20 protein-coding genes and 1 pseudogene are annotated in these 22,117 nt (G+C 34.8%); 19 read left to right on the top strand and 2 right to left on the bottom strand.

Annotated features, from left to right (window positions below; genetic code table 11):
* Nucleotides 1-112: 112 nt before the first annotated feature.
* From IGK86_RS02100 to trmB, 4 genes are all read left to right on the top strand, one after another.
* Nucleotides 113-850, top strand: a complete 738-nt coding sequence (locus IGK86_RS02100) for an ABC transporter ATP-binding protein (protein ID WP_002363160.1) — start codon at nt 113-115, stop codon at nt 848-850.
* Nucleotide 851: 1 nt separating this feature from the next.
* Entirely contained in the window at nt 852-2,063 is a 1,212-nt protein-coding gene (locus IGK86_RS02105; RefSeq protein ID WP_033627732.1) for an ABC transporter permease, read from the top strand.
* A 128-nt stretch (nt 2,064-2,191) separates the two neighbouring features.
* Nucleotides 2,192-2,971 (top strand): phosphotransferase family protein, encoded by a 780-nt coding sequence (locus IGK86_RS02110; protein ID WP_002355531.1) that lies wholly within the window; start codon nt 2,192-2,194, stop codon nt 2,969-2,971.
* Nucleotides 2,972-3,043: 72 nt separating this feature from the next.
* Nucleotides 3,044-3,688 (top strand): tRNA (guanosine(46)-N7)-methyltransferase TrmB, encoded by a 645-nt coding sequence (gene trmB, locus IGK86_RS02115; protein WP_002371476.1) that lies wholly within the window; start codon nt 3,044-3,046, stop codon nt 3,686-3,688.
* 59 nt (nt 3,689-3,747) lie between these two features.
* Here trmB and IGK86_RS02120 read toward each other — a convergent pair whose 3' ends face one another.
* Entirely contained in the window at nt 3,748-4,494 is a 747-nt protein-coding gene (locus IGK86_RS02120; protein ID WP_002363162.1) for a MurR/RpiR family transcriptional regulator, read from the bottom strand.
* Between the two features lie 177 nt (nt 4,495-4,671).
* On the opposite strand from IGK86_RS02120, the gene pfkB reads away from it, so the two are divergent.
* The 5 genes from pfkB (at nt 4,672) to bph (ending at nt 9,205) form a co-directional block, all read left to right on the top strand.
* Entirely contained in the window at nt 4,672-5,598 is a 927-nt protein-coding gene (pfkB, locus tag IGK86_RS02125; RefSeq protein ID WP_025193921.1) for a 1-phosphofructokinase, read from the top strand.
* A 4-nt stretch (nt 5,599-5,602) separates the two neighbouring features.
* A complete protein-coding gene (locus IGK86_RS02130) occupies nt 5,603-7,021 on the top strand; it encodes a PTS fructose transporter subunit IIC (RefSeq protein WP_002355535.1) in 1,419 nt (472 codons plus the stop codon).
* Between the two features lie 26 nt (nt 7,022-7,047).
* Entirely contained in the window at nt 7,048-7,509 is a 462-nt protein-coding gene (locus tag IGK86_RS02135; protein ID WP_029742305.1) for a fructose PTS transporter subunit IIA, read from the top strand.
* Nucleotides 7,506-8,483, top strand: a complete 978-nt coding sequence (gene lacD, locus IGK86_RS02140; protein WP_002378025.1) for a tagatose-bisphosphate aldolase — start codon at nt 7,506-7,508, stop codon at nt 8,481-8,483. Before IGK86_RS02135 ends, lacD begins: the two co-directional genes overlap by 4 nt.
* A gap of 188 nt (nt 8,484-8,671) precedes the next feature.
* Nucleotides 8,672-9,205 carry a biofilm phosphatase Bph gene (bph, locus tag IGK86_RS02145; RefSeq protein WP_002355538.1) on the top strand — a complete coding sequence of 178 codons (534 nt, stop codon included), beginning with the start codon at nt 8,672-8,674 and terminating at the stop codon, nt 9,203-9,205.
* 87 nt (nt 9,206-9,292) lie between these two features.
* On the opposite strand, the gene IGK86_RS02150 is transcribed toward bph, so the two are convergent.
* A complete protein-coding gene (locus IGK86_RS02150) occupies nt 9,293-9,724 on the bottom strand; it encodes a GNAT family N-acetyltransferase (protein ID WP_002373345.1) in 432 nt (143 codons plus the stop codon).
* 75 nt (nt 9,725-9,799) lie between these two features.
* Here IGK86_RS02150 and IGK86_RS02155 point away from each other — a divergent pair, with 75 nt between their 5' ends.
* The 10 genes and pseudogenes from IGK86_RS02155 (at nt 9,800) to IGK86_RS02200 (ending at nt 22,088) form a co-directional block, all read left to right on the top strand.
* A complete protein-coding gene (locus IGK86_RS02155) occupies nt 9,800-11,014 on the top strand; it encodes an AI-2E family transporter (protein WP_002384914.1) in 1,215 nt (404 codons plus the stop codon).
* 174 nt (nt 11,015-11,188) lie between these two features.
* Complete coding sequence (locus IGK86_RS02160) at nt 11,189-12,568, top strand: hemolysin family protein (RefSeq protein ID WP_002363168.1); 1,380 nt, start codon at nt 11,189-11,191, stop codon at nt 12,566-12,568.
* 173 nt (nt 12,569-12,741) lie between these two features.
* On the top strand, nt 12,742-14,316 hold the full coding sequence (locus tag IGK86_RS02165) for a peptide chain release factor 3 (RefSeq protein ID WP_002355543.1): 1,575 nt from the start codon (nt 12,742-12,744) through the stop codon (nt 14,314-14,316).
* Nucleotides 14,317-14,390: 74 nt separating this feature from the next.
* Nucleotides 14,391-14,597 (top strand): annotated as a pseudogene (locus IGK86_RS02170) (tyrosine-type recombinase/integrase); the annotation flags it as partial.
* Nucleotides 14,598-14,905: 308 nt separating this feature from the next.
* The gene (locus IGK86_RS02175) at nt 14,906-18,907 is read left to right on the top strand and encodes a YobI family P-loop NTPase (protein WP_010775591.1); all 4,002 of its coding nucleotides are present in this window, start codon (nt 14,906-14,908) and stop codon (nt 18,905-18,907) included.
* 32 nt (nt 18,908-18,939) lie between these two features.
* Nucleotides 18,940-19,068 carry a hypothetical protein gene (locus IGK86_RS02180; protein ID WP_258078073.1) on the top strand — a complete coding sequence of 43 codons (129 nt, stop codon included), beginning with the start codon at nt 18,940-18,942 and terminating at the stop codon, nt 19,066-19,068.
* 2 nt (nt 19,069-19,070) lie between these two features.
* Nucleotides 19,071-19,355, top strand: coding sequence for a hypothetical protein (locus IGK86_RS02185; protein ID WP_010775593.1), 285 nt, complete (start codon nt 19,071-19,073; stop codon nt 19,353-19,355).
* A gap of 488 nt (nt 19,356-19,843) precedes the next feature.
* Nucleotides 19,844-20,287: a DUF3290 domain-containing protein gene (locus tag IGK86_RS02190; RefSeq protein WP_002355544.1), complete on the top strand. Its 444-nt coding sequence runs from the start codon at nt 19,844-19,846 to the stop codon at nt 20,285-20,287.
* A gap of 15 nt (nt 20,288-20,302) precedes the next feature.
* On the top strand, nt 20,303-20,950 hold the full coding sequence (locus IGK86_RS02195; RefSeq protein WP_016616970.1) for a DUF421 domain-containing protein: 648 nt from the start codon (nt 20,303-20,305) through the stop codon (nt 20,948-20,950).
* Between the two features lie 67 nt (nt 20,951-21,017).
* The gene (locus IGK86_RS02200; protein ID WP_016616969.1) at nt 21,018-22,088 is read left to right on the top strand and encodes a hypothetical protein; all 1,071 of its coding nucleotides are present in this window, start codon (nt 21,018-21,020) and stop codon (nt 22,086-22,088) included.
* The last annotated feature ends 29 nt before the right edge of the window (nt 22,089-22,117 follow it).

Genomic DNA, 22,117 nt, shown 5'->3' on the forward strand with positions numbered 1-22,117 from the left:
CGTGTATAATAAGAGAAAGAAAAAAATCCATTTAATTAAGGGAGTAATTTTTGAATTCTTGGTTCGCTTAGGGTTTAATAATGGTAGAGAGAAAAGGTTGGAGGCAAAAGAAATGAGCTTAACAATTGAACATTTAACAGGAGGTTACGGCCATATTCCTGTCTTAAAAGATATTAATTTTGACGTCAAGTCTGGTGAAATGGTTGGTTTAATCGGCTTGAATGGTGCGGGGAAAAGTACCACCATCAAAAATATTATTGGGTTACTTACGCCGCAAAAAGGCAAAATTATGATTGACGGGGAAACATTGCAACAAGCCCCTGAAGAATATCGTAAAAAAATCGGGTATATTCCGGAAACACCTTCTTTATATGAAGAATTAACATTGAAAGAGCATATCGAAGTAACGGCCTTGGCTTATGATATTCCATTAGAAGAAGCATTCAAACGAGCAGAACCATTACTAAAAACGTTCCGTTTAGACAATAAATTGGAATGGTTTCCTGCTAATTTTTCAAAAGGCATGAAACAAAAAGTCATGGTACTTTGTGCATTCTTAATTGAACCGAGTTTATATATTATTGATGAACCTTTTCTAGGCTTAGATCCTTTAGCAATTCATGCTTTATTAGAATTAATGGATACGATGCGTAAGCAAGGGGCAGCGATTTTAATGTCCACGCATATTTTAGCAACAGCTGAAAAATATTGTGATCGCTTTGTGGTGCTACACGAAGGGAAATTACGGGCAAACGGTACAATGGCTGAATTACGTGCAGAATTTAATTTACCAGAGTCTTCTTTAGATGATATTTATCTTGCCTTGACGAAGGAAGAAAAGGTGGGGTAACATGGGCGAATTTTTTAGTCAACGTTTGTCACGGCATTTCAAAAAAATGTCCAAGTACTTGCGCTATATTTTAAATGATCATTTTGTTTTAGTCTGTATGTTTTTATTAGGCGGATTAGGTCTGTACTATTCCCAGTTGTTAAAAGAATTACCTCGTGATTTTGTTTGGGGCAGGCCGTTAATTCTGTTGGGTTGGCTGCTACTCATTCAAGTTGGTAAGTTGGCCACTTTGACAGAAGAGCCAGACAAGGTGTTTTTATTACCAAAAGAAAAACAATTCGCTGCTTATCTGAAACGAGCGCTGCGCTACTCTTTACTTTTACCGATTGTGGTCAGCTTTCTAGGAAGTGGCCTATTAATGCCGTTGATTGTAGTCACAACGGGTTGGTCGTTTCAAACCTTCTTTTTATTTTTGGTTATGCTAGTTTGTATGATTTATACACATCTTAGTTTACAAAGCTATGGGCTCTATCATCTTTCGTCAACCACTTACCGTAGTTGGTGGTTCGTTTGGTTGATCAGTAGTCTCTTGATTATGACGGGAGCCATTTACTGGACGCCTTGGGTTGGTGTGATTGGTGGCATTATTCTGGCCGTTTGTTTATCGAGTATTTGGCAAAATAAGATGAAAAAGAGTTTCTTGGATTGGGAAAAAATGATCCAAAAAGAACAAAATAGAATGCATAGAATTTATAAATTCATTCAGCTGTTTACAGATATTCCTGAAGTGAGTAGTACAGTAAAACGTCGTAAATACTTAGATCCTCTCCTCGGAGTAGTCAAAAAAACATCTGAGAACACGTATGCTTACTTATTCATTCGGAGCTTTTTACGAGGTAGCGAATATAGCGGCTTATTGTTTCGTTTGATTTTGGTTGGTGGTGTGCTACTCTTCTTTTTACAAGAATTCTGGATTGCGTTGGTAGTTGCTTTATTGTTTGTCTATTTAATCGGGTTCCAGTTGATTCCCATGTACACGCAATTTGATTATATGGTGATGACACAGCTATATCCAATTTCAATAGAAAAAAAACAAGCAGCAATTCGCCGGTTAATTGGCGGCGCATTGTCTGTTGCAGCCATTATTTTTGGTGGGATTGTCTGCCTTCGTTTAGGCAATTTGCAAAATAGCTTGATCATTCTGGGTGCCTTAATTGTAGAAGTTGTGATTTTCACTAAAATGTATGTTCCAATGCGCTTGAATAAGTTATAAAGATGAGAAAACCCAGCAAAATTTACAAAAGAACCACATAGAAGCTTGACGAAGCAAGGTTTGGCGACTAAAATGGTAATTGCTGTAAAAATTGCAATAAAATTGTGTTGAGATAGGAGATAATTTCCATGGAATTTCAGTTGGATAAAGACTGGCGTCTGCAGCCGATAAAGGGCGCAACTGGTCAAACATACATGGGAATAAAAGAAACAGAGAAAGTGTTCATTAAACGAAACACTTCTCCACTTCTTGCAGCATTGTCTAAAGAAGGGTTAGCCCCGAAGATGATTTGGACAAAGCGGACAGCGAATGGCGACGTACTAACAGCCCAAGAATGGCTGGAAGGACGTTTATTACATGCGGACGAAATTGGCAAACGCAATGACGTGATTGACGTGTTATACCAATTGCATCATTCCAATTTGCTGAAAGACATGTTGAAAAAAATTGGTGGCGAAGTTTGTACCCCGCTAACAATGTTGAAAGAGTATAAGCGTCAACTACCTAAAGAATTAAAACGAAACAGTTATTTAAAAGAAGTAATCACTTATTTATATAATCATTTACCAGAATATCCAGAGACTAGTTATGTAGCTGTCCACGGCGATGTGAATCATCGGAATTGGTTAGTCTCGAATAATTATCTCTATTTAGTAGATTGGGATTCTGTGATGGTCGCGGACCCAGCGGTAGATTTAGGAATGATTTTGAGTCATTATGTGCCTCGTTCCGGTTGGAATCAATGGTTACTATCTTATGGTTTAATCCCAAATGAAAGTACAGTTCAACGAATTTATTGGTATGGTTTATTTAGCTTTTTACAAGAGATTGTTCGTCATCACCAAGAAGGCGAAAGAAGAGCAATGACTGCAGAAATTTTACAATTAAAACGAATGTTTAGTAGTTAAACTAATTCATTTAACATCCACACAGGCTGGCGAATTTCACCAGTCTGTTTTTAAAAGAAAGGAATTTTAAATATGCGTGTAAGAAATAGACCCGGAGCAGCAGAATATATGGCAAAATATCCACAATATGTGGTAGAAGGTCCTGAAAAATGGCAAGGGAAATGGCAAGAACGTTTTGGCAATAATCATCCCATCCACATTGAAATTGGTTCAGGTAAAGGTCGTTTTATTTATGAAATGGCTAAAGCACATCCTGAAATTAATTATATTGGTATCGATATGCAATTAAGTATTTTATCGATTGCATTAGATAAGCTAGTGGCCGACCCGTTACCTAATCTACAGTTATTGCGAGTAGACGGCGAAGCATTAACAGAATATTTTGCTGAAAATGAAGTAGATTTAATCTATTTAAATTTTTCAGATCCTTGGCCAAAGAAAAAACATGAAAAACGTCGTTTAACGTATAAAAACTTTTTAGCAACAGATGAAATTATTTTAAAACCAAATGGAGAAATTCATTTTAAAACGGATAATCAAGGGCTCTTCGAATACTCATTAAGTAGCTTTTCTAAATATGGCATGATTATTGAACGTGTATGGCTAGATTTGCATAATAGCGAGTTTGAAGGCAACATTATGACAGAATACGAAGAAAAATTTTCTAGTCGTGGTCAACGAATTTATCGAGTAGAAGCACGTTTTGTTGCAAAATAAAAACAAGCATTCCTTTATTTTAAGTGAAGGAATGCTTGTTTTTTATTATTTAAGAAAGCCTAAGTTGTCGTTCTTAAAGCATAGGCGTCCAATAAAATTCTGGCCAGAATGGATAGTGGTAACCGTGAACGCACTTCATAATCGGGGAAAAAGGAGCCTTCTGATTTGAAGCCTACGAACGGAATTTCAATGTATTTCATTAAACTAGAGTGTTTGCTTGCAGTTAAAAGGATAGTCCCAATTTCTGAGTCGTAACAGTTTTTACCAGCGACAACTAATTCTTGGGTTTCTCCGTTTAAAGAAACAAAAAGAGCCACATCTTTTTTTGATAACTTTTTACTAATATTTTTAATAATTTCTGGGTCCGTATGCAGTTCACAGTATTTGCCAGCCAATTGAAACTTAACCATCATTTCCTGAGCAATTAATTCTGAAAAACCTCTAGCAAAGATAATAATCCGTCGAGAAGCTTTGATTTTTTGGATTGCATCTTCGATATTACCAATTTCAATCATGTTAATCGTGCGAGTTACTTCTTCTTCATTCTTTAAAATGGCCGTCCGAATTCCTCGGTCTACTTTTTCTAATGCTGAAAAATTTATATTTTGGTTTTCTTTATCTTTCAAGTGATGCTTGAAGGATGTGAAACCTTCATAGCCTTTCTTTTTCATGGTTCTTACAATCGTCGCAGTTGATACGTTGGCTCGTTCGCTTAATTTTACAATGGAATAATCAGGGATTTCTAAAATATGTGTTTCGATAAAATGCCAGAGATATTGCTCTGACTCACTCAATTTTTGTTCCATAATGGCCAGCCCTTCTTTCTTTCGCTAAAAAACATTTATAAGCCTATTTTTAATGAAAAAAAATAAAAAAGCTAGAGAAATTATGAAATTGTAAATGTTTTCTATATTTTTGCGAAAGAATGAAAACCTTTACATGGTATTTTGAGACATAATAAAGAGGAGAAAGGAGGAACTACAGTGACTATTTATACATGTACATTAAATTTAGCCATTGATTTATTTATCGAAACAGAAGTGCTAGTTCCTTTTGTCGTGAATCGCACGAAGGAAGATGATATTCAAGCAAACGGGAAAGGAGTCAATGTTTCCCTAATTTTAAAGATGTTAGGGATTGATAATACCGCTTTGGGAGTCAAAGCTGGTTTCACTGGGAACTATGTCGAGGATTATTTAAAAGAAAAAGAGATAACCACTGATTTTATCGAAGTCGCTGGCACAACGAGAATCAATGTGTTTACAAAAGTTACCCAAGATCAAAAGGAATACAAATTAGTCAATAAGGGACCAAAATTATCTGAAGAACATGTACAACGTTTTTTGAAAAAAATTTCAGAGTTACGTAAAGGGGATTATTTGTGCGTATCAGGAAGTTTACCACAAGGGGTTTCGCCAAGTATTTTGATTGAAATTAGCCGAATTTGTTTTGAAAAACAGGTGTTCTTAATCTTAGACAGTAGTTATGAAGAAATTTTAGATTGTTTGCCTTATCAACCATTTTTATTGAAACCAAATGAAGAAGAACTTCAAGAGTGGTTTCATACAGAAGTGCAGACTAAGGATGATTACATTTTTTACGGACAAGAATTACTGAAGCGGGGAGCCAAAAATATTTTACTTTCTTTAGGTAGTGAAGGGGCTTTATTTATGAACAATGAAAAGGTTCTTTCAGGTAATTCACCAACTGGAATGGTTGTGAATACAGCTTGTTCAGGGGATGCAATGTTAGGTACCTTTTTAGCTGGTTGGCATCAAGGACTTTCATTGGAAAAAAATTTAAAAAGAAGTATTGCAGCAGGTAGTTCAACAGCATTTCGCAAAGGATTGACAGATTTTTCAGATGTTCAGGAGTTAGAGCAACAAATAAAGATTCAAGAGGAGGAATAAACAGATGGCTACGTATCAATTAATAGCTGCTACAGGTTGTCCGACGGGAATAGCGCACACGTATATGGCACAGGAGGCATTGGAACAAGCTGCAAAACGTAAAGGTATTACGATTAAGGTTGAAACACATGGTCAGATTGGCATAGAAAACGAGTTAACACCTGCAGAAATCCAAGGAGCGGAGGCAGTCATTATTGCCGCCGACAAAGACGTTCAAGCAGAACGTTTTGCTGGGAAACGAATCATTGATGTCCCTGTCAGTGTGGGGATTAAAGAAGCAGATCGCTTAATTGAAGAAGCACTCGCAGGCAAAGGATCGATTGCAGCCGAAAACCAAGCAGTGGACGAACTTGAACAGGAGACACAAATTTCTTCAGGAAATGTTGGACATAGTATTTATAAAAACTTAATGAATGGCGTCTCTCACATGTTGCCGTTTGTAGTAGCAGGCGGCGTTTTAATTGCTCTTTCTTTTGCTATTTGGGGCATTTATTCATTTGATCCAGAAAGTAGTCAGTATAATGCTACCGCTGCTATGTTAAAAAGTATTGGTGATGCCTCAATGGGCATGATGGTGCCAATCTTATCTGCGTATATCGCAGAGGGGATTGCGAAACGACCTGGTTTGGTTGTGGGCTTTGTCGGTGGTTTGATTGCTAACACGGGTGGTACTGGCTTTTTAGGAGGGATATTATCTGGTTTCCTTGCTGGGTATTTCATTCTTTTATTACAAAGAGTATTTAAAGGTTTGCCTAAATCATTAGATGGTTTAAAAGCAATTTTCCTTTATCCAGTCATTGGCGTTGCAGTTATTGGTATCACTATGTCTTTATTAGCAGATCCGATGAAAGCTGTTAACGAAGGAATGATGAGCTTTTTAGCTAGTTTCCAAAACTCCAGTCCGTTGGTTTTAGGAATTATTGTGGGTTGTATGTGTGCCTTTGATATGGGAGGTCCAGTTAATAAAGCGGCCTATGTTACTGGGACGGCACTCTTAGCTCAAGGCAATACTTCTTTTATGGCAGGAGTTTCTGCTGCCTGCATAGCGCCACCTTTAATTACAGGCTTTGCTACATTATTCTTTGGAAAATACTTTGACACAAATGAACGCAATGCGGGCCTAGTGAACTTTATTTTAGGCTCCACACATATTACAGAAGGCGCTATTCCGTTTGCGGCAAAAGATCCATTGAAGGTTTTACCAATTATGATGCTCGGATCTTCAATTGCGGCAGTCCTAACGTATATGTTTGGGGTACAAGTGCCAGCACCTCATGGAGGATTTCTTGTTTTACCAGTTGTTACTCACGCTGTTCAATGGGTTCTGGCAATTTTAGCTGGTTCATTGGTAGGCGGTTTATTGCTAGGTTTTGTACAAAAAAGTAGAATCGCCAAACAAGAGCAATCGTTATCAAAAAAATGAAATAACAGGAATTAGGAGTGGATGGAATGGCTTTTATTAAAGAAAATCATATTTTTTTAAATCAACAGTTACAAACGCAAGAGGATGTTTTTCACTTTTTAGCAAAAAAATCAACAGAATTGGAAGTTGCTCAGGACGCACAGGAAGTTTTCGATAAACTGAACGAGCGAGAACAAGAAGGAACAACGGGGATGATGAATGGATTTGCGATACCTCATGCAAAAGCAGCAACGATTCAACAAGCGGCCATTATCATCGTTACCTTGGACCAAGGTGTTGAGTGGCAGAGCCTTGACAACCAATTAACGGAGTTTGTGATTGCGCTGTTTATTCCAGATGCCGAAGCTGGCACGACACATTTGAAATTACTCTCTTCCGTTGCGCGCCTCCTATTAAGAGAAGAAGTTACTTCTGGACTGAAACAAGCAAGTTCGCCAGCTAAAATTGCTACGTTACTAAATAATCAATTAAGTGAGGGAACAGAATGAAAAAAATTAGTGAACAAAAACGTAAACATTTAGAAAATCTGGTAGATGATCAAGGGATTATTGGCGCACTAGCCATTGATCAACGTGGGGCCTTAAAACGCATGATGGGAAAATACAAAGAGGTGACTGCGCAAGAAATCAGTGACTTTAAAGTATTAGTATCTCGTTGCTTAACACCAGAGACTTCAGCAATTTTGTTGGATCCAGAATATGGCCTAGCTGCTGCTGAAAATCGAGCACAGACTTCAGGTTTGTTACTTGCGTATGAAAAAACGGGCTACGATGCTTCGACACCAGGACGGTTACCCGATAGTCTTGATGTTTGGTCGGTTAAGCGTTTAAAAGAAGCGGGCGCAGACGCGTGTAAATTTTTACTTTACTACGATGTTGACGAAAGTGAAGCAATCAATGAACAAAAGAAAGCTTATATAGAACGGATTGGTTCAGAGTGTTTAGCCGAAGAAATTCCATTCTTTTTAGAAATTGTCTCTTATGATGCAAACAATTCGGATAGTGCTTCAAAAGAATACGCTAAAGTAAAACCGCACAAAGTAATTGAAGCGATGAAAGAATTTTCAAAGGATCGCTATAATGTTGATGTTTTAAAAGTAGAAGTCCCTGTGAACATGAATTTTGTAGAAGGTTTTGGCACTGAAAGTCTTTATAGCCAAGATGAAGCGCAGGCCTTTTTCAACATGCAAAGTGAAGCAACACAACTTCCATTTATTTTCTTGAGTGCAGGGGTTAGTGCTGCGATGTTTCAGGAAACATTGAAATTTGCAAAAAAAGCAGGTTCCTCGTTTAATGGAGTCTTATGTGGTCGCGCAACTTGGGCAGACGGCGTGCTTCCATTTGTTCAACAAGGTGCTGAAGCAGCCGTTGCGTGGCTTGAAACAACTGGTAAAAAAAATGTTGACGAATTAAATCAGGTTTTAAGAGAGAGCGCAGTATCAGTCTTTGAAAAAATCCAGTAATTAAGCTGAAAATATTTACTGAATTTGAACTAATTGGTCATCTGAATTAAATTTTTTCAGAAATCGTCTTCTTTAAGTGAACTCAATGTACGCAAACTCAAAAGATATGATATAATTATTTCGATATCGATGTATGAACACCCAAAAAGTAACATTGCTTTACTTTATTTGGGGAAAGTTGGGGTATTATGGGAATTCCTAAAGAAGGCGAGTTTGTAACCATTCAGAGTTATAAACATGACGGACATTTACATCGAACGTGGCGTGATACGATGGTACTAAAAACGAGCGAGTATTCTTTAATTGGTGTGAACGATCACACGTTAGTAACGGAATCCGACGGACGTCGGTGGGTGACTCGTGAACCAGCCATTGTTTATTTTCACAAGAAATATTGGTTCAATATAATAGCAATGATTAGAGAAAAGGGGGTTTCGTATTACTGCAATCTGGCTTCGCCATATGTTTTAGATGACGAAGCGTTGAAGTATATTGATTATGATTTAGATATCAAGGTTTTTCCAGATGGTGAAAAACGTTTACTAGACGTTGATGAATATGAATTTCATAGCAAACTAATGGATTATCCAGAAGATATTGACTTCATTTTAAAAGAAAATGTCAAGACTTTAGTGGATTGGATTAATAACGAAAAAGGCCCCTTCTCGCCCGAATATGTAGATATCTGGTATCAACGTTATCAACAGCTATCAAAAAAATAGCCGATGTAAACAGCCCACAAAAGGAGCTTGGAGCATTAGCCAAAATGGCTAATGCTCCAAGCTCTAAATTTTCCGATTTAATTGGTGTTATAGTTCTTTATTCATTTCGTAGTGTTCAATGCCAGCATCCATAAAAGGTGCTCCTGTTTTTTGATAACCTAAACGTTCATAGAAGCCTACAGCGGTGACTTGTGCTCCTAGAGTAATCTTGTGGTAGCCTTGTTCTTTGGCAAAATTTTCCGCCGCTTCCATAATCACTCGTCCATAGTCGGCGCCACGGTAAGCTTTTTCAACGGCCATTCGTTGTAATTTCATAACGCCATTTTCTAGTGGAAGCAAGCGACAAGTTGCGACAGCTACATGATCCGTGTACAAAACAAAGTGAATACAATGTGCTTCATATTCATCGATTTCCATCTCTTCTGGTACCCCTTGTTCCGCTACGAATACGCGTTGACGAAGCCGGACAGCATCTAAATAAAGATCACTCATGGTATCTTTTGTTTGAGCTACATGCATAGAAAAACCCCCAAGTTCAGAATCTGTTTCTATTTTATTATACCACGAAAAAGTTCTAGCAATGAAGTATTCTCAATGACTGAGGGGGGAAGGTGTGATAAAATAAAACAGCAACAATTGAATAAAAATAAAGGAGGAGCCGCTGTGATTAATCGATTTAAAGAATCGAAATTATTTTTCTGGTCAGTTGAATTACTTGTCGTGGCCATGCTATTATTTATTGCTTCGAAAATTAATTTCTTATTTGCACCGATTGGGACATTCTTTTCAACGTTGTTTGCCCCAGTCTTAGTAGCAGGCTTTTTGTATTATTTACTAAATCCTGTGGTCAATCTACTAATGAAGACGAAAATGAAACGAATTTATGCCGTCTTACTGGTATTTTTATTACTAATCATCGCATTAGTTCTGATCTTATTAACAATTATCCCTAAGTTGGCAGATCAGCTAGCTAGTTTAGCATCAAGTATGCCGGATTTCTTTAAACAAGTGGAGACCTGGATTTATGAGATTGCGGAGTTACCTATTTTTAAACAAATTGATTTAACAAGCTATATTGAAAAAATGGATATTTCTTATGCAAATATTATCCAACAATTTTTAAGTAGTTTATCAAGTAGCTTAGGTTCAATCGTATCAACGGTGGCGTCAACCACCATTGTTTTGGTCACTGCGCCATTTATTTTATTTTATATGTTAAAAGATGGAGACAAGCTAGTACCAGCGATTCAACGTTTTTTACCTGAGAAAAGAAAAGATGATATTGTGGATCTTTTAGGACAATTGAACCAAACCTTATCCAGTTATATTAGTGGACAAGCGATTGAATGTTTATTTGTCGGTACATTTACGATTATTGGGTATTCATTGCTTGGCGTTCGTTATGCCTTTTTATTTGGTGTCATTGCCGGCTTTACGAATTTAATTCCCTATCTAGGCCCTTATCTAGGATTAGCGCCTGCTGTCTTAGTGACCATCTTTAATGAACCCGTTAAAGCAGCCTTATGTTGTTTAGTGGTGCTAGTGGTTCAACAATTGGACGGAAATATTATTTATCCAAACGTTATCGGAAAATCTCTAAAAATCCATCCATTAACGATTATTTTAATTTTATTGGTAGCAGGAAATTTAGCAGGTTTGCTAGGTATTTTCCTCGGCGTCCCATTTTACGCAATCTGCCGGACCATTATCTACTATGTTATTGATATGGTCAAAGCGGGTCGTAGTGAAAAAGTTACCAATGCCGTTCTTTTAGGGAATGAAACAAATACGAAAGAAAATAACGGTTAATGATTGAATCCGCTAATCTTTCGTGCTATGATTTTATGGATTAGGATAGAAAATAACCTGTCATAATACTGATTGTGTCTGTTTCTAAGCCTAACCATAAAAAGAGGAAGAACGTTAAAAGAGTACGAAAGTACAGCCTCGGAATTATCAACAATTAAGGAGAGAGAGAACATTATGAATAATGCTGACCCTGAGAGTCAGTCGCTAATTGCGCAACTTCTATTATTAGTCGTGTTGACGTTTATCAATGCCTTTTTGGCAGCGGCGGAAATTGCAGTCGTATCTGTTAACAAGAATCGTGTGGAACAAAAAGCGGAAGACGGCGACGCAAAAGCTCAAAAATTGCTTAAGGTATTGCAAGACCCCAATAACTTTTTATCCACAATCCAAGTAGGGATTACTTTGGTTAATATCCTATCTGGTGCTTCATTAGCAGAGACTTTATCTAGTCGTTTGGCCCCTGTATTAGGTGGCGGCGCCGCAGCTAAGAGTCTTGCCAGTATCATTATCTTAGCATTGTTAACGTACGTTTCTATTGTATTTGGTGAATTATACCCTAAACGAATTGCTATGAATAAATCAGAAGAAGTCGCTCAATTGACTTCTGGTGCAGTTCGCTTTTTAGGAGTTATCGCGCGTCCCTTCGTTTGGTTGCTATCGGCTTCGACCGATTTATTATCCAAAATCACACCAATGACTTTCGATGATGCTGATTCGAAGATGACACGAGATGAAATGCGCTATATGCTTGAAACAGAAGGTGTTTTGGAAAACGAAGAACTAGAAATGCTACAAGGTGTCTTTTCATTAGATACAAAAGTGGCACGAGAAGTAATGGTTCCTCGGACAGACGCATTCATGGTTGACATCCAAGATGATGTCCAAGAAAACATCAATTTAATTTTAGGAGAAAATTATTCTCGGATTCCTGTTTATAGTGAAGACAAAGATAAAATTGTTGGTATTTTACATACCAAAACGTTACTAAAAGCTGCACGTAATTTAGGCTTTGAAAACATTGAATTAGGCGCGATTATCCAAGAACCATTATTTGTCCCAGAAACCATTTTTATTGATGATTTACTTTATGAGTTAAAACGAACACAAAACCAAATGGCGATTTTACTAGATGAATATGGCGGTGTTGTCGGTTTAGCAACACTGGAAGATTTACTAGAAGAAATCGTTGGTGAAATTGACGATGAAACAGATGAAGTAGAAAATTTATATACACAAGTGGCTGACAATGAATATTTGGTTCAAGGACGCATGTTAATTGACGAATTTAATGAAGTATTTGAAACAGATTTACACATGAGCGATGTTGATACAATGGCAGGTTACTTAATTACAGCATTAGGAACCATTCCTGATGAAGGGGAAAAACCTTCTTTTGAAGTGGGCAATATTAAGTTAACTGCTGAAGAAATGGAAGGCACACGTTTGCTAGTCTTACGCGTTCATTTCTACGATGAAGAAACTGTCGATGAAGAACCAGAAGAAAATCGTCGTTTTTTCCGTAAAGAAATGGAAGATGACGAACCAAGACGTTAAAAATAACCTGTGACATCAGTCGTTTTGACTAATGTCGCAGGTTTTCCTTTTAAAAAACAGCCAACAGCAGCTCTTTATTCTCAAGGCTTGACATGATATACTAGCAAAGGTTAATCAAAAATTATGCTGAAGAAAATAAATAAATAAACATCACAAGTGATAAGGAGATTTTTATGACGATCAATCAAAAAGAAGCAGTCGATAGTCGCCGTACGTTTGCGATTATTTCCCATCCGGATGCTGGGAAAACAACGATTACTGAACAATTATTATTATTTGGGGGCGCCATCCGCCAAGCTGGAACAGTCAAAGGGAAAAAAACAGGGAACTTTGCCAAATCTGACTGGATGGAAATTGAAAAACAACGGGGAATTTCGGTAACGAGTTCTGTGATGCAATTTGACTATCAAGACAAACGGATTAATATCTTGGACACCCCAGGGCATGAGGATTTCTCAGAGGATACGTATCGGACATTGATGGCCGTGGATAGTGCTGTGATGGTTATTGACAGTGCCAAAGGGATTGAAGCACAAACGAAAAAACTTTTCCAAGTTGTTAAAAAACGTGGTATTCCAATTTTTACCTTTATTAACAAATTGGATCGTGATGGACGGGAACCATTGGAACTTTTAGAAGAATTGGAAGAACTATTGGATATTGAATCTTATCCAATGAACTGGCCAATTGGTATGGGAAAAGGCCTAGAAGGTCTATACGATATTTATAATGAACGTGTGGAATTATATCGTCCAGAAAATAATGGCGGGGAGCGTTTTATTCCTTTAAAAGATGGCGATATCCCAAGCGATTTACCATTGCACAATAACAGCGTTTATCAACAAGTGTTGGAAGATGTTGAGTTATTGGTAGAAGCAGGCGATGAATTTAGCGAGGAAAAAATCGCTCGTGGTGATCAAACGCCAGTCTTCTTCGGTTCTGCTTTGACAAACTTTGGGGTTCAAACATTTTTAGAAACCTTCTTACAATTTGCGCCTGCGCCACATGCGCATAAAACAGAAGAGGGTGGCGAAGTAAGTCCTTATGAAAAAGAATTTTCAGGCTTTGTCTTTAAAATTCAAGCGAATATGAACCCAGCCCATCGTGATCGAATTGCCTTTGTTCGAATTTGTTCAGGTGTTTTTGAAAGAGGCATGGACGTGACCTTAGGTAGAACAGGTAAAAAAGTCAAATTAAGCAACGTGACACAATTTATGGCGGATGCCCGCGAAAACGTCACAGAAGCTGTTGCAGGCGATATTATCGGCGTGTATGACACAGGAAATTACCAAATTGGCGATACTTTGTATGAAGGGAAAATGAATGTTCAATACGAAGAGTTGCCGTCATTTACCCCTGAATTATTCATGAAAGTGACTGCCAAAAACGTGATGAAACAAAAATCTTTCCATAAAGGAATTTACCAACTGGTTCAAGAAGGAGCCATTCAATTATATAAAACATATTTAACAGAAGAATATATCATTGGCGCCGTAGGTCAATTGCAGTTTGAAGTTTTCCAATACCGAATGTCCAATGAATACAATGCTGAAGTAGTAATGACGCCAATGGGTTCTAAAATTGCCCGCTGGATTAATCCAGAAGATTTAGATGAACGCATGAGCTCTAGCCGAAACATTTTGGCACGGGACCGTTTCGACCAACCATTGTTCTTATTTGAAAACCAATTTGCGGAACGCTGGTTTGCGGATAAGTATCCAGATGTTGAACTGAAAAGTTTGATGTAAAATTAATTTGTAATCAATTAGTAGCTGAATCTTTAGAAGATTGAAGCTCGCATCTTCAGCAAAAATCCATTAAGATGCGTTGGTTTGCAAGAAGTCCTTTTTTATCAAAATTTGATAAGAAGGGACTTTTTTCTATGAATTGGGAGGATATTATTTTAGAATTTTGTATGGATATTACAGTGAGAGGTTTTTCAAAAATAACAATCAAAAATTATAAATCAAAATTGAGAAACACAGCAAATTTTTTCAAATCAATAAATGTTGAACCGCTACAGCTTGAAAGTAATCTAAGCTATAAGCAAGCTATTTTCACTTTGCTAGCATTGGATTCATTGTCTAACGATTGTGTAGGAAATCAGGTATATCGAGATACTGTGCAGAATATTATTCATCAAACAATAGATAGTTCAGAAATGGAATTGACTATTGTTGAAAGTGTTTCAGAAATTGAAGGAAGTCTGTATTGAAGTTGATAAAATTTTGAAGAAATTGAAAACTAGTCTGCTTTAGACTAGTTTTTTTTATATCCCTAATTAAGTTGAAAGCTGTTATAATTAAAATGAATATTTAACGAAGGATGTGTAAAAAATTGTTAGAAAAATTAAGAAAAACTTTTTGGACATCATACTTAATTGTTATAAATCAAATAATTGATTGGTTTAAAGCAAAGTCGAATAAAATTGAAGAAAAAAATAATGCTGGAAAATTTATTCAAAGTAGTTTATCTCCAAAGATTTTAAAAGGTATAGAGTTAGAACGAATAATGCCATATATTAAGCGAATTCATGATGGTGTTAAAAATCCTGATGTAACTAATATTGCTTTAATGGGTAGTTACGGTTCAGGAAAGAGTACGATAATAAAGAATTTTGAAATCCTTTATCCTAATTATAAAGTTTTGAATTTATCATTGGGTTCCTATTCTAAACAAGAATTGGAAAACCAAAATACGAATGTAGAGGAAATTGATAATATTGATGATTTGAACGAAAAATTAGAAAATAGTTTGGTAAAACAAATGATTTATAGAGAAAAAAATTCTAAGTTGCCATATTCACGTTTCAAAAAAATCAATCATATTTCGAGTAGAAAAAAGTTTTTATTATACTTACTATTTTTTGCATCGTTGGTAAGCTTTTTCTATTTAAAAGATTATCTAAATTTCAAAGAAATAATATTAAGTAATGTCGAAGGAATCGCCAGTAAAACAGAGTCTATTGATTTAATTTTGTATTGTGTCCTATTAGCCAGCATTAGTATTTTATTGTTTCAAATCTTTCAGACAGTTTTGAAACAATTCAAACTTTCAAAACTAAACTTTGCTAATGTTTCAATTGAAGAGGACAAAAATAATTTTTCTTATTTTAATAAATATATAGATGAAATTTTATATTATTTTGAAACGAATAAGTTCGATGTGGTGGTTATAGAAGATGTTGACAGATTTAAAAGTATTCGAGTATTCGAGCATTTAAAGGAACTTAATCTACTTCTAAACAATTCAAAACAAATCAGTCGGGAAATTACATTTATATATGCTGTGAAAGAGGATATATTTTCAAATTCAAAAGAAGATATTGAGGAACATGAATCAGAAATTAGAACGAAATTTTTTGAACTGATTATTCCGATAATACCAGTCGTAGATACGTTTAATTCAAGAGAATATCTAATACCTATGATGAAGGAGAAATCAGTGGGTGGTTTAGATGCAAACTTTGAGAAATTTTTAAAAGATATTTCCTTATATATTTCAGATTTGAGATTGTTGACAAATATCGTTAATGAGTTTTTTACTTATTTAGATATACATGGAAATTTATCAGGAAGTATGAATAAAGAATCTTTATTTGCAATAATAGCGTTAAAAAATCTAGTTCCTTCTGTATTTACAGAGTTACAGAAGTCACAAGGCTTTATCTATGAAATAATTGTTCAAGGGAAATTTGATGAGGAATTAATTAAAGGAGTAAACGAAGAGCTAGAAATAATTGACAATGACTTTCAGGAAATCGAGAAACAAATAAATGTTGATAAGTTATCGGAAATAAAGAAGTTCTTATTTGACCAAGGAATCTCGATAAGTGATAGTATATTGCTTGATGGTAAATATAGAAATCTAGAGGGTTTAGATATGACAATTATTGATAGTATTTTACAAAACCGAGAAGAAAATATTAATTTCAATTTGTGGAATCGTGGAGCCTCCAATATTTCAAAATCTAGATTTAAACAGATAGTACAAGAACAAGATTCAATTTTAATAGTAAGAAGAGAGAAGAAACAGGAAAAGTATGATTTAAAGAGAAACGAGTTAAATGCTTTCATCAGGGCATCTTTGAAACAAAAAATAAAAAAGTATCCTGAGTTAGTAAAATTAATATATGCAGAAATGCCAAAAGAAAAATACGACAATAAAGATAAGGATTTTATTCTGTATATTTTATCTAATGGTTATTTAGCCGAAGACTACTCATCGTATTTATCCATTTTTTATGAAAAAAGCATGACTATTGATGATAAAAATCTATTAGTTAAATTGAAGTCTAATCAAAGCGTTGAATTTAAAGAAAAACTTGATAATCCAGAAGGATTTGTTAGTGAACTTTTACCACAAGATTTTGAAAAGCAGGGAATACTTAACATCAATATTTTAAAATACCTATTTTCTAATAGCTATAAAGACCCACTTAAGATTCGTGATGTAGTTTTAGAAAAATTCTTTATTCGAGAAGAAGACATATATTTAGAAAATTTAAAGGTAATTTTAGATGAAAATAAATTGAATATTGCTAATTTAGTTTTTGAATTATTAAGAAAATATACGAATGATTTTATAGAAAAATGCAACGCTTCAGAAAAGAACCGATTGATTGACTTGATTTTTTATGTTTGTTTAGGGGACATAACTCTATATTATGGTGAAGATGATAGAAAGAAACTGTTATTACAGGTATTGAGTGAGCATAAGGCGGTTTATAAAGGTAATGAAGAGTTTGAAGGTAATGAAGATGTAGCTGACTATAAATTCTTAATAAGTGAAAACATTTTAAATAGACCTAATTTCTTTATAGAAATTGAAGAGTTTGTAGAGTCTAATACCATTATGGAAGTCTTATCTGAACATAATGAAGAGGCAATTGAATCTGCAAAAATCTATTTTAATGATATAGAATTAGATAACTTGTCTGAAGAACAATACAATAAATTCATTAAATATGATTTGTATAGATATGATAAAGATATGTTTTCTAAAATTTTAAACTACAAAAATTCAGATGAATTAAAAGCGGTCTCTTACGCAAATATATTAAATTCTAAGATAGATGATTTAATCAGAAATACGAATATGAACTTATATCATTTTGTAGATGAAGTTCTATTTTCATTAGACGAATTACTCGAAACTGAGAAAAGTTTTTTAAGTCTATTAAATTCCCAAAAACTTAATAAACCAGATATTAAGACAAACCTAATAGATAAATCGAATATTACAGTAGAAAAAATAAACCAAGTAACGGATTCTTCGCTTTGGACAACATTACTAGAGAAGAGAAAATGTAGTATCACATGGGAAAATATAGAAGACTATTATGAAAATGTAGAAATTGATTTGTCTGTTATGAACTCAATATTCACTAATCAGGATGAAGTGATTTCTCTTAAAAAACAATATGATAAATCTGATTCAAAAGATAAATTAAAAGCATTGCTTAAAAGGATGGTTGATAATAAAGCGATAGGTATTACAGAGGATAATATTGAACTACTAGAGATTACGACATATGATGCAGGCAATCTTTCAAGTCAAAGCACTCATATTTTAGCTAGAAATAATTTAATTGATTTTAATATAGAAAATGTTAGTAAGTTTAAGGAAGATGGTGTTATTGTAGAGGTAGTACTTAATCATCCTAATGACTTTCTAGAAAATTATTCTGAGATTGACTTGTCAGAAGATGAAATGTTTTCTCTCATAAAGAATTGGAAACTGGAATCAGTTAAAGAGTTACTAGATACTATTGTTGATGAAGAATCAGATGAGTTTTTCGAAAATACTAAATTAGTAGAAATTCTGTTCGAAAGAGGAATTTCTTGTGATGATACACTATTTGTAAAATTGCTTGAGAATATAAATGTTGAATGCTTAAAAGAATATTTTATCTTTAAATTAAAAGAGAGGACATTAAGTAAATCAACAATTGAACAAACGCTTAATTTGTTCTTAGAGAATAATATTACTGATTTTTCAATAGAAGAATATGATTGTATTTTTAACAATTTGTCAAATACGGAACTATTCGTTGACTTACTCAATAATCTTTTCAAAAATAAAAAGTTGAATGAGATTTCTATAAAAAATGTAACATATTGGCTGGGAACACAAAACAAACCAATCTCTGAATTGTATATTGATGAAAATGGAAAAAATAAAGTAGTTGAAATAGAGAATACTCCTCAAAATATTGAGTTATTAAATAATTTACAGGACATTAACATGGTATCTACTTTTAACGAAAAAGGAGATTCTACCATAAAAGTGAATATGCGAAGAAAAGTACCTAAAGAGCTAAAAACAGAATTATTATGACACAATTCAGCATAATGACTGGGAGAAAGAATTTGAATAATAATAAAAATAAAGAAGTAGAGAAGTTCATTGATTCAGGCATGAATGCGGATTTATCTAAAAGAGTAAAAACTTTAGAGGAATTGAAAGAAGTATTCTTGAAAACAGATTGGAGTAGATAAGTTTGAATATCCAGAAAGCTTTAATAGAACTAACAATAGATGAATCGGTCACATGTAAACAACTTGCCGATTTTTATGATACTTTTCATACTGATAAAGAATTTCCAGATGCAGTGGATTTTTTAAGTAGAAGTATTCATGTAGATATGTCTCAAATAAAAGAAGAACTCCGAAATTCCGAAGATAAGGGAAGTTTAGGTGTTTTGGAATATATACAGAAACACTATCCTTCAGCAATGTTGTTCATGAATCTACTCCCTCAAGAAAAACGCAGATTTATCCATTAAAATAGTTTGGATTAGGCACAATTGATAGAATAGAAAAGTCACATTAAATAACATATAATTTTCAACTTTTGTTTTGTGATACTTGTCTAATCAATTTTCCTACTAAAATTATTGATTAAGAAGTAATAGGTATATTGAGAAAAACAAAGGTTGAACATTGCGTTGGTTTGTAGCAGAAATGGATTGCTTTCTAAGATTATTTATTGTATGATGAAGCCTGATAAAAAGGGACTTTTACTTATTTGAAAACCAATTTGCGGAACGCTGGTTTGCGGATAAATATCCAGATGTTGAACTGAAAAGTTTGATGTAAAATTAATTTGTAATCAATCAGTAGCTGAATCTTTAGAAGATTGAAGCTCGGCGCAATCATTCTCAAGATGATTGCGCTGAGCTTTTTCTTCTTATAAGGTATTAAAGCAGGCGTGATTGTTTTTTTTGAGATAGAATACTTACTATAACGAACCTATCAAGGAGTGGACAAGAACATGAATTTTTATGGCATCGAGTATTTAAAAAGCCAATCTAATTTAAATGATTACTTAAAGTATTTTTTTATTTTTGCTTTGTTAATCGGGCTAGTCATTGTGTTTAGTTTTTATGTGCGACATCAAATTCAAACGAAATATCGTGAATTAAGTATTATTATTTTTTTATCATTATTATTTGTTTTAGGGGTTCAATATTCCAATTATCAACTGAACCAAAATCAGCATTCACAATCTTCACAAATGGTACATTTTGTCGAACAAGTGGCACAGGAAAAAAAGGTTTCTCCAGAAAAAGTTTATGTCAATGGTACACAATTGGCTGACGGAACCATAGTTAAAATTGACGAAGTCTTTTATAAAATGAGTTTAAGTACGGATCAGCAGTCTTATACGTTACAAGAAACGTATTTATTAACACCAACGATTGAAATCATAAAGTAAAGTGAGGGAAAATTAATGCAGTTTTATAGTCCAATTATTATTAAATTTGCTTTAGGTATTATTTGTTTAATTGTCCAAATTAATTTGATGGGAAAAGGCAATTTGGCGCCCACATCGGCTATGGACCAAGTGCAAAACTATGTATTGGGGGGCATTATTGGTGGTGTTATTTATAATGATTCAATTACGGTGCTCCAATTTGTATTAGTGTTAATTTTGTGGACATTATTAGTCTTAATTTTAAAATTTGCAAAAGAACACAATCGCTATGTGAAGCAAATTGTGGATGGTAAACCCATTACTTTAATCAAGGATGGACAGGTTGTGGTGAAGGAATGTTTGAAAAATGGTATTTCTGCAAATGATCTAATGTTTAAATTACGAGCAAATGGTATTTATGAAGTCCAGCTTGTTAAACGGGCGGTTTTAGAACAAAATGGTCAATTAACAATCGTCGAATATGGCGATGAAAGTATTCGTTATCCGATTATTGTGGACGGTCAAGCCAACATGGATGTCCTAGAGTTAATCAAAAAAGATGAGCACTGGCTGTTAACGCAAATCCAAGGACAAGGCTTCCAAAGATTACAGGAAATCTATCTAGGTGAATATTTATCTGGACAGTTAAGTTTATCACCATATGAAGGAAAAACGATTTCTTAGCTATACTTTTCATCCTACTTATATTAAAATTAAATGGTAATTCAATGAGTTTTAAAAAGGAGGAAAAATGAAAACTAAAAAGATAGTTGTCGGGTTATTTTGTTCAATGATTATTTTAATGGGGTGCCAACCAGATCAACGAACTGAAAAAATGAAAGAAAGTACTGAAGCAGAAGCAGTCCAAGTAATGAGTGGTGCCTCGGCAGCCACTAATGCCACTTCTGTAAAGCAGGAGGAGCAGACAAACACGAATGATCAACCGAAGGAGAGTGCTGCCAAAGTGAGTTATGAGCGTAATGGACATACCTTTGAAGTTGATGCTGTTTCTGGCGCTACAGTAGAAGCTAATAATGGACAATCAGGAATTAGTCCAGAAGAAAAAGCTCAGAAGATGTATTGGTCAGGTCGTCCAGAAATCGGGGAAGTTCAAGGGGATTATTATCATCATGAAGTCGTGTTTGATGGCGGCTATACGGCTTTAATTGATGTCGTTGTTAAGGATCAACAAATTCAGTTAGTAGAATTTGATGAACGTGGACCTAAAAACTATTATTCTGAAGAATGGGCAGGAGTGACAAAACGTTTATCCGGCTATGCAAATTTTCAAGCGAACAACGCCCGAACTGATCAATCGTTAGTGACCGTTGTTAATACGATGACTTTTCTAGAAAATCAAATGGTTACCGAAAATCGTCTAGATGGCGCCTTCCAGACAGCCAAAGGGCAATCCAATAGCGCTAATAATGGCTATCTTCCTGCTGCTAGGGCTTTAGCCAAGGAAATCAAAGAACCTTCAAAAGAATATTATACAAGTCTAACAGAAGATTTTGGGGAGGGGCTTTCTGGACGTTTAACTGTTATTACGTTAAAAGATTCAGGGAAAATAACCGATCTTCGTTATGATGAATATTTTGCAGATACAGAAGAAGAGATTAAAGACGCAAAACTGAAGGCTTATTCTCGCCAATCAAAATATTTTTCTAAAGATTATGCTCAAAAATCGGGGGAAAATTTCAAAAAAGAAGTGGATGACTTAAGAAAAAAAGCAATCGAGGAAAACAAATTAGTCAGTCCGACAAATGAGGAAGCCTGGTCGGAAAATTATCAAAGGCTTGTAAAAAAAATAACGTCACAATAAATTAAAAAACTGCCGAAGTGGGGAAACTT

This window comes from Enterococcus sp. DIV1206 (genome assembly GCF_051712485.1).
Taxonomy (GTDB): domain Bacteria; phylum Bacillota; class Bacilli; order Lactobacillales; family Enterococcaceae; genus Enterococcus; species Enterococcus faecalis.